The following is an 8,146-nucleotide window of genomic DNA, read 5'->3' as shown; positions in this document are numbered from 1 at the left end:
CTGATCCCATGCCGAACTCAGAAGTGAAACGCGGTAGCGCCGATGGTAGTGTGGCATTCGCCATGCGAGAGTAGGACACTGCCAGGCACCCAATTTCAAGATTACGCCCAGCGTGGTCTTTACCGGTTAGTGTGCTGATATGGCTCAGTCGGTAGAGCGCATCCTTGGTAAGGATGAGGTCCCCAGTTCGATTCTGGGTATCAGCACCATTAAATAGAAAGCCTCCCTGAAAAGGGAGGCTTTTTTGCATCCGTCATTTTTTGATATCCCCTTACATTCCCTATTCCCGCAACCCCTTCTGCTTGCAGCCGACACTGTTTATCTGCTGGTTTGAGTCCTAATGTGTTACTCATTTGACTGCTATTGATGGTTTTATCCAGAGATTTAACCATGATTGATTGACGTAAAACGTTTTACATGTAAAATCCGGCGCGTTTTGCCTATTACGTGGAGAGAGAGCATGGCGCAGGATAACGAATACTGTTTGGGGGCGGTACCCGCCAAAGGGCGTAAAGGTGTGCTGTCGCTGATGCTGGTGATGCTCGGCCTGACCTTCTTCTCTGCCAGCATGTGGACCGGTGGTGCGCTGGGTACCGGTCTGGTGTTTGACGACTTCATCAAGGCGGTACTGATTGGCAACCTGTTGCTGGGGATCTATACCGCCTGTCTCGGTTATATCGGTGCTTCAACCGGCCTCTCTACCCATCTGCTTGCGCGATACTCCTTCGGCGTCAAAGGTTCCTGGCTGCCATCCCTGCTGCTGGGCGGTACTCAGGTCGGCTGGTTTGGCGTGGGCGTGGCGATGTTTGCCCTGCCGGTGCAGAAGGCGACCGGCATAGATGTGAACTGGCTGATCGCCATTTCGGGCATGTTGATGACGGTGACCGTCTACTTCGGGATCTCCGCCCTGATGGTGCTGAGCTTTGTGGCCGTACCGGCCATTGCACTGCTTGGCGGCTACTCGGTCTGGCTGGCGGTGACCTCGACCGGTGGCATGGCTGCACTGCAGCAGGTACAACCAAGCAATCCCATCGAGTTCACCACGGCGTTGACCATGGTGGTTGGTTCCTTTATCAGTGCAGGAACCCTGACCGCCGACTTTGTTCGCTTTGGTCGCAAACCCTGGGGCGCCGTCATGATTACCATGGTGGCGTTTTTTTTGGGCAACACTCTGATGTTCGTCTTCGGCGCAGCCGGTGCGGCCGTGACCGGTCAGGCCGATATCTCGGAAGTGATGCTGATGCAGGGACTGCTGATCCCCGCCATTCTGGTGCTGGGCCTCAATATCTGGACCACCAACGACAACGCGCTCTATGCCTCCGGCCTCGGTTTTGCCAACATTACCGGCCTCAAGAGCAAGCCGCTCAGCGTGATCAACGGCCTTATCGGTACGGCTTGCGCCCTCTGGCTTTACAACAATTTTGTCGGCTGGCTGGCCTTTTTGAGTACGGCAATTCCGCCGATCGGTGGCATTATCATCATGGATTTCCTGCTCAATCGTGAGCGTTACCGTCAATTTGCCGATCAGCAGTTCGAGACGGTCCGCTGGCAGGCGCTGGTTGCCACGGCAGTCGGGGTGGCTGTCGGCAAGTGGCTGCCGGGCATAGTGCCACTCAACGCGGTATTGGGCGCCGCCTTCACCTATTTCATTCTGGTTCGCCTCACCCAGCGGCCGGTTCTGGTACAGGAAGCTAGCAAATGCTGATTCAACATATTCGTTTGGCCGATCGGGAAGGGCTGTGGCAGATCCGCTGTCAGGATGGGGTCATCACCGCCATCGAACCCCATGACGAACATGCCGTCGCCGGTCGGGTGCTGGACGGGGAGGGCGGTCTGGCGATCGCTCCCTTTATCGAACCCCACATTCACCTCGATACCACCCAGACAGCGGGCGAGCCGAGCTGGAATCTCTCCGGCACTCTGTTCGAGGGGATCGAGCGCTGGGCCGAGCGCAAGGCGCTGCTGACCCATGAGGATGTGAAGCAGCGCGCCATCCAGACACTGAAGTGGCAGATCGCCAACGGCATCCAGTTTGTGCGTACTCACGTCGATGTCTCCGACCCCAATCTGGTGGCGCTCAAGGCGATGCTGGAGGTGCGGGAGGAGATGAAGGAGTGGGTCGAGCTGCAGATCGTCGCCTTCCCGCAGGAGGGGATTCTCTCCTACCCCAACGGTAAGGCACTGCTGGAGGAGGCGCTCAAGCTGGGTGCCGACGTGATTGGCGCGATCCCCCACTTCGAGTTTACCCGGGAATATGGGGTCGAAAGTCTGCACTACATCTTCGATCTTGCGGAGAAGTATCAGGTTCTGGTCGATGTGCACTGCGATGAGATCGATGACGAGCAGTCCCGCTTTATCGAGACGCTGGCCACCCTGGCCTACGAGCGGGGTATCGGCCATCGGGTGACGGCCAGTCACACCACCGCCATGCACTCTTACAACGGCGCTTATGCTTCCCGCCTGTTCCGGCTGCTGAAGATGGCGGACATCAACTTTGTGGCCAATCCGCTGGTGAACATTCACCTGCAGGGGCGGTTCGATACCTATCCCAAACGCCGCGGCATTACCCGGGTGAAGGAGATGCTGGAGGCGAACATCAACGTCTGCTTCGGTCACGACGACGTGTTCGATCCCTGGTACCCCATGGGCACTGCCAACATGTTGCAGGTGCTGCACATGGGGCTGCATGTCTGCCAGATCATGGGTTACGAGCAGATTAACGACGGTCTGAAGCTGATCAGCAGCCACAGCGCCCGCACCCTGAATGTGCAGGATCGTTATGGTATCGAGGTGGGCAAACCGGCCAACCTGTTGATCCTGCCTGCCGAGAATGGCTTCGATGCGGTGCGCCGTCAGGTGCCGGTGCGTTATTCAATTCGTCACGGCAAGGTGATTGCCCAGACCCGCCCGGCCCAGACCGAAATCGTGCTGGGTGAGCCCGAGCCGATAGATTTTCGCCGCTGAGATTTCAATCAGGCTGGATGACGATTAGTTCCGCCTCTGGGCACAAGGGCCGCCATTGCGACATAATGGCGGCCTGACCCTGAGGGAGTGACACCATGCAAACCTGGTTCTATGTTGCTGCAGGGGGCGCCATCGGCGCCTGCCTTCGTTTTGGGATTGCCGAACTGATGGCCTTGCTGCTGGGGCGCCACTTTCCTTACGGGACTCTGGTGGTCAACGTGGTGGGCTCTTTCATCATGGGGGTGGCGTTCGCCCTCATCAGTCACGGTCATGTGGTAGAACACCCGATGAAACCGCTGCTGATGGTGGGGATCCTCGGAGCCCTGACTACTTTCTCTTCCTTTGCCCTCGATACGGTGGTGCTGGCTCAACATGGGGCCTATCTGAAAGCGCTGCTCAATATCGGTCTCAATCTCTTCCTCTGTCTGGCCATGGTGGTGCTGGGCATGCAGTTGGTTGCGAGCCGGGTTTAAGGTGTCCGGACGCCAGTGGCTCTGGTAAACTGGCGGCCATTCTTTGCTCTATGGGTGTTTAAGGGATGTCAGAACAAGCAACGACAACGCATTTTGGCTTTAAAACCGTGGCCGCGACCGAGAAGGAAACTCTGGTAGCAGGTGTCTTCCATTCGGTGGCAGCCAAGTATGATCTGATGAACGATCTGATGTCGTTCGGCATCCACCGCCTGTGGAAGCGCTTCACCATCGACTGCTCCGGTGTGCGCAAGGGCCAGAAGGTGCTGGATCTGGCCGGTGGTACCGGTGACTTGACCGCCAAGTTCTCCCGCATCGTCGGCGAGACCGGTCAGGTGGTGCTGGCAGATATCAACGACTCCATGCTGAAAGTGGGCCGCGACAAGCTGCGCAATCTGGGGGTCGCCAACAACGTCTCCTACGTGCAGGCCAATGCCGAGGCGCTCCCCTTCCCGGATAACCACTTCGACGTCATCACCATCGGCTTCGGCCTGCGCAACGTCACCGACAAGGACAAGGCGCTCGCCTCCATGTTCCGGGTGCTCAAGCCGGGTGGCCGTCTGCTGGTGCTGGAGTTCTCCAAGCCGGTCAGCGAAGTGATCGCCAAGCTCTATGACCTCTACTCCTTCAAACTGCTGCCGAAAATGGGCGAAATCGTCGCGAACGACAGTGAAAGCTACAAATATCTGGCAGAGTCTATTCGTATGCACCCGGATCAGCAGACCCTGGCCGGCATGATGGAAAATGTCGGTTTCGAGCAGGTGGAGTACTTCAATCTGACTCAGGGTGTGGTCGCCCTGCACCGCGGTTACAAGTTTTAAGGTTGCCTATGCCGATGGATGCCATGGTCACCGCGGTGATCGAAACCAGCCTCAACCAGTTGCTGGTGCTGGACAAACAGAGTCCGGAGCGGCTGCGCAAACTGGTGGGCAAGGTGCTCAAGCTGGAGCTGCGTGAACTCAAGCCGCTCTGGTTTGTCTTCTCCGAGCGTCGGCTGGATGTGCTGGCCCAGCATGAAGGGGAGGCCGATGCGGTGCTTAGCCTGTCGCTGACCGCCCTCGGTCTGCTGAAAGACCCGTCCGCTCTGACCCGCTATATCCGTGAGGAGAAGCTGGATCTGAGCGGTGATCCCCAGCTGGTGCAGGCATTCAGCGTGCTGCTGGGTGAGCTGGATATCGACTGGGAGGAGGAGCTGTCGCGCTATACCGGCGACGTGCTAGCCCACACCCTGTTCAGCGGTGCCCGTCAGGCGCGTCGTCTGGTCGGCCGCGAACTGTGCCGCACCCGCAGCCAGCTGGCGGAATATCTGACCGAAGAGGCCCGCCTCGCCCCCGGCCCACTGGAAGTGGCGAGTTTCAACGATGACGTCGAGGTGCTGGCCCAGCAGCTCAAGGCCGTCGAACTGCGGCTGGCCCGCTTCGAACAGCAGGTGACCTGATGACCCCGAAGGAGTTCAAACGCCTCTATCGCATCATCACCATCCTGCTGGAGCAGGGCATCGACGAGCTGGTGCCCGCCCGCTATCAACCCTGGCCGGGTCGTCTGGCCCGTCGCTCCCTGTTCTGGCTCAAGAACAGGCAACCGGATCTCAGCCGCGGAGCCCGCATCCGCCTCGCCTTCGAGGCTCTTGGCCCCATCTTCATCAAGTTTGGCCAGATGCTCTCGACCCGCCGCGACCTGTTGCCGCCGGATATCGCCGAGGAGCTGGCCCTGCTGCAGGACAGGGTGCCCCCCTTCTGTGGTCAGGCGGCGCGCCAGCAGATCGAGCTGAGCCTGGGTTGTCCCATCGAAACCCTGTTCGATGACTTTGACGAGACGCCGCTGGCGTCGGCCTCCATCGCGCAGGTGCATACCGCCCGCCTGAAGGAGAGTGGCCGCGAGATCGTCATCAAGGTGATCCGTCCCGACATCGAGCCAGTCATCGAGGCCGACCTGCGGTTGATGCAGGCGCTGGCCCGTCTGGTGGCCCGCTTCGTGCCCCAGAGCGCGCGGCTGCGCCCCATCGAGGTGGTGGAGGAGTATCGCAAGACCATCCTCGACGAGCTGAATCTGATGCGCGAAGCGGCCAACGCCATCCAGCTACGCCGCAACTTCACCGGCTCCGAGGCGCTCTATGTGCCTGAAATCATCACCGACCTCTGCCGCGAGCAGGTGCTGGTGATGGAGCGCATCTACGGTATTCCGGTCTCCGACATTCCTGCGCTGGAAGCCAACGGCACCAACATGAAGCTGCTGGCCGAGCGCGGGGTCGAGGTCTTCTTCACCCAGGTGTTCCGCGACAGCTTCTTCCACGCCGATATGCACCCGGGCAACATCTTCGTCTCTTACGAACATCCGGAAAACCCGCTCTGGATCGGCATCGACTGCGGCATCGTCGGTACCCTCAATCGGGAAGACAAACGCTATCTGGCGGAGAACTTCCTCGCCTTCTTCAACCGAGACTATCGTCGGGTGGCGGAGCTGCATGTGGAGTCGGGCTGGGTACCGGCAGACACCAAGGTGGACGAGTTCGAGTTTGCCATCCGCACCGTGCTGGAGCCCATCTTCGAGAAGCCGCTCTCCGAAATTTCGTTCGGTCACGTGCTGCTCAACCTGTTCAACACCGCGCGTCGCTTCCATATGACGGTGCAGCCGCAATTGGTGCTGCTGCAAAAGACCCTGCTCTATGTGGAAGGGTTGGGGCGTCAGCTCTACCCGCAGCTCGATTTGTGGCAGACCGCCAAGCCGTTCCTCGAAAACTGGATGCACGAACAGGTCGGGCCCAAGTCGGTATTGAACGCTATCAAGGAGAAGGCGCCATTCTGGGCAGAGAAGCTGCCGGAGCTGCCGGAGCTGGTCTATGAGACCCTGCGCCAGACCCGTCATCAGCAGCGTCATTTCGACCAGATGTTTGCCGAGTTCCGCCGTCACAGCCGTCGGCAGGGGCAGGCCCGCTACCTCTTAGGGGTTGGAGCCAGCCTGCTATTGGCGGGTGTATTCTTGCTGACCCAAAAACAACACATTGAGTGGGGACAAGCCAGTCTCGCCGGTGCAGCACTCTGCTGGCTGGTCGGCTGGTTGCGAACCCGTTCCCATTAATCAACAACCGCGCCGTCAGGCGCCTGTTCTGGAGAGAAAATCATGGGTGGTATCAGTATTTGGCAATTGTTGATCATTGCAGTCATCGTCGTGCTGCTGTTCGGTACCAAGAAACTGCGCGGCATTGGCGGTGATCTGGGCGCGGCGGTCAAAGGGTTCAAGAAAGCCCTCTCCGACGAGCCGGCTGATGCCAAGGCCGAGCAGAAAGATGCCGAGTTTCCCCCGAAACAGCTGAACGAAGCGGCCACTCAGAGCAGTGAGACCGCCAAACAGAAAGACAAAGACCAGGCCTAAGCCATGTTCGATATCGGTTTTTGGGAGCTGGTCGTTATCGGTGTGGTAGCACTGGTGGTACTGGGGCCCGAGCGGCTGCCGGTTGCCATCCGCACGGCTACCCACTGGATCCGCCTCATTCGTTCGACCGCGAACTCGGTCAAGTCCGAGCTGGAGCAGGAGCTCAAGTTGCAAGAGCTGCATAACGACCTCAAGAAGGCCGAACAGTTGCAGATGAGCAACCTGAGCCCCGAGCTGCAGGAGTCCATCGAACAGCTCAAGGCGGCGGCCCAGTCGGTCAATCGCCCCTATCAGGTGGAGAACGAGATCCGTCCGCCGCGCCCCGAGCCGGTCGCCCAGGCGGAGCCTGCCACGCCGGTGGAGCCTGCGGTGCAACTGAGCCACGACGTGCCGCCGGTTAACAGCCAGCGGGAGAGCGAGCCGGTGCCGGTCAGCGACTCCGCAGTAAAAGGGGAGGTGAAGCCATGAGTCAGGCCGAACAACCCCTGATCAGCCATCTGGTTGAGCTGAGAACCCGCTTGCTGCGCTCCATTACCGCCATCCTCGTGGTGTTTCTGGCGCTGATCTACTTCTCCAACAACATCTACGACTTCGTGGCCCAGCCGCTGCTCAGCCAGCTGCCGGAAGGGACCAGCATGATCGCGACGGATGTGGCGACCCCCTTCCTGACGCCGATCAAGCTGACGCTGGTGGTCTCCTTCTTCGTGGCGATCCCCTATCTGCTCTATCAGGCCTGGGCCTTTATCGCCCCCGGCCTGTACCAGCACGAACGGCGGCTCATCATGCCGCTGGTGGTCTCCAGTGCCCTGCTGTTCTATGCGGGGATGGCGTTCGCCTACTACGTGGTGTTCCCGCTGGTGTTCGGTTTCTTCACCAGCACCGCACCCGCAGGGGTGACGGTGGCGACCGATATCGCCAGCTATCTGGACTTCGTACTGACCCTGTTCTTCGCGTTCGGGGTGGCGTTCGAAATTCCGGTGGCCACCATACTGCTCTGCTGGACCGGCGTGACCACGCCGCAAAACCTGAAGGAGAAACGTCCCTACGTCGTTGTCGGGGTGTTTGTGGTCGGCATGCTGCTGACGCCGCCTGATGTCTTCTCCCAGACCCTGCTCGCCATTCCGATGTGGGCGCTGTGGGAGATAGGTCTGTTCTTCGCCCGCTTCTACGTGAAGAAAGAGGATGAAGAGCAACAGGAACAACCGGATGTGGAGAGCTGAGGCTCTGTTCGTCACCTGTTTGCCGGACGGCGAGAGGATGACGAAGTCCGCAGGAATAGCAGAACGAGGGGAGCTGAGGCTCCCTTCCTCTTTTCATGCTCCCGTTCGAGGCGTATGGTA

9 protein-coding genes and 1 tRNA gene are annotated in these 8,146 nt (G+C 59.5%); all 10 read left to right on the top strand.

Going from position 1 to position 8,146, the window contains the following annotated elements; translation table 11 throughout:
- The first annotated feature begins 133 nt into the window (after positions 1-133).
- Positions 134-209: transfer RNA gene (locus AB5Y76_RS12550), tRNA-Thr, on the top strand.
- Positions 210-460: 251 nt separating this feature from the next.
- Positions 461-1,705: a cytosine permease gene (gene codB, locus AB5Y76_RS12545; RefSeq protein WP_139410868.1), complete on the top strand. Its 1,245-nt coding sequence runs from the start codon at positions 461-463 to the stop codon at positions 1,703-1,705.
- Positions 1,699-2,964, top strand: a complete 1,266-nt coding sequence (locus tag AB5Y76_RS12540; protein WP_201954480.1) for a cytosine deaminase — start codon at positions 1,699-1,701, stop codon at positions 2,962-2,964. The genes codB and AB5Y76_RS12540 overlap by 7 nt, the downstream gene beginning before the upstream one ends.
- A 95-nt stretch (positions 2,965-3,059) precedes the next feature.
- Positions 3,060-3,437: a fluoride efflux transporter CrcB gene (gene crcB, locus AB5Y76_RS12535; RefSeq protein ID WP_005339378.1), complete on the top strand. Its 378-nt coding sequence runs from the start codon at positions 3,060-3,062 to the stop codon at positions 3,435-3,437.
- A 65-nt stretch (positions 3,438-3,502) separates the two neighbouring features.
- A complete protein-coding gene (gene ubiE / locus AB5Y76_RS12530; RefSeq protein WP_005342396.1) occupies positions 3,503-4,255 on the top strand; it encodes a bifunctional demethylmenaquinone methyltransferase/2-methoxy-6-polyprenyl-1,4-benzoquinol methylase UbiE in 753 nt (250 codons plus the stop codon).
- An 8-nt stretch (positions 4,256-4,263) separates the two neighbouring features.
- Positions 4,264-4,872: an SCP2 domain-containing protein gene (locus AB5Y76_RS12525; RefSeq protein ID WP_129504992.1), complete on the top strand. Its 609-nt coding sequence runs from the start codon at positions 4,264-4,266 to the stop codon at positions 4,870-4,872.
- Positions 4,872-6,512, top strand: a complete 1,641-nt coding sequence (gene ubiB / locus AB5Y76_RS12520) for a ubiquinone biosynthesis regulatory protein kinase UbiB (protein ID WP_257691700.1) — start codon at positions 4,872-4,874, stop codon at positions 6,510-6,512. Before AB5Y76_RS12525 ends, ubiB begins: the two co-directional genes overlap by 1 nt.
- Positions 6,513-6,554: 42 nt before the next feature.
- Positions 6,555-6,806, top strand: coding sequence for a Sec-independent protein translocase subunit TatA (gene tatA, locus AB5Y76_RS12515; RefSeq protein ID WP_005339385.1), 252 nt, complete (start codon positions 6,555-6,557; stop codon positions 6,804-6,806).
- A gap of 3 nt (positions 6,807-6,809) precedes the next feature.
- Entirely contained in the window at positions 6,810-7,274 is a 465-nt protein-coding gene (gene tatB / locus AB5Y76_RS12510; RefSeq protein WP_005342398.1) for a Sec-independent protein translocase protein TatB, read from the top strand.
- Positions 7,271-8,026, top strand: coding sequence for a twin-arginine translocase subunit TatC (gene tatC / locus AB5Y76_RS12505; protein WP_005342401.1), 756 nt, complete (start codon positions 7,271-7,273; stop codon positions 8,024-8,026). The genes tatB and tatC overlap by 4 nt, the downstream gene beginning before the upstream one ends.
- Positions 8,027-8,146 lie beyond the last annotated feature (120 nt).

The organism is Aeromonas sp. R1-2, from assembly GCF_040908505.1.
GTDB lineage: Bacteria > Pseudomonadota > Gammaproteobacteria > Enterobacterales > Aeromonadaceae > Aeromonas > Aeromonas veronii.
The sequence above is the reverse complement of the archived record's forward strand: the minus strand, read 5'-3'. Positions and strand labels throughout refer to the sequence as shown.

Bases quoted from the DNA above. Each gene is read 5' to 3' on its own strand.
- crcB (WP_005339378.1), top strand. From the start codon at position 3,060: ATGCAAACCTGGTTCTATGTTGCTGCAGGGGGCGCCATCGGCGCCTGC.
- ubiB (WP_257691700.1), top strand. From the start codon at position 4,872: ATGACCCCGAAGGAGTTCAAACGCCTCTATCGCATCATCACCATCCTG.
- tatA (WP_005339385.1), top strand. From the start codon at position 6,555: ATGGGTGGTATCAGTATTTGGCAATTGTTGATCATTGCAGTCATCGTC.
- ubiE (WP_005342396.1), top strand. From the start codon at position 3,503: ATGTCAGAACAAGCAACGACAACGCATTTTGGCTTTAAAACCGTGGCC.
- codB (WP_139410868.1), top strand. From the start codon at position 461: ATGGCGCAGGATAACGAATACTGTTTGGGGGCGGTACCCGCCAAAGGG.
- AB5Y76_RS12525 (WP_129504992.1), top strand. From the start codon at position 4,264: ATGCCGATGGATGCCATGGTCACCGCGGTGATCGAAACCAGCCTCAAC.
- tatC (WP_005342401.1), top strand. From the start codon at position 7,271: ATGAGTCAGGCCGAACAACCCCTGATCAGCCATCTGGTTGAGCTGAGA.
- tatB (WP_005342398.1), top strand. From the start codon at position 6,810: ATGTTCGATATCGGTTTTTGGGAGCTGGTCGTTATCGGTGTGGTAGCA.
- AB5Y76_RS12540 (WP_201954480.1), top strand. From the start codon at position 1,699: ATGCTGATTCAACATATTCGTTTGGCCGATCGGGAAGGGCTGTGGCAG.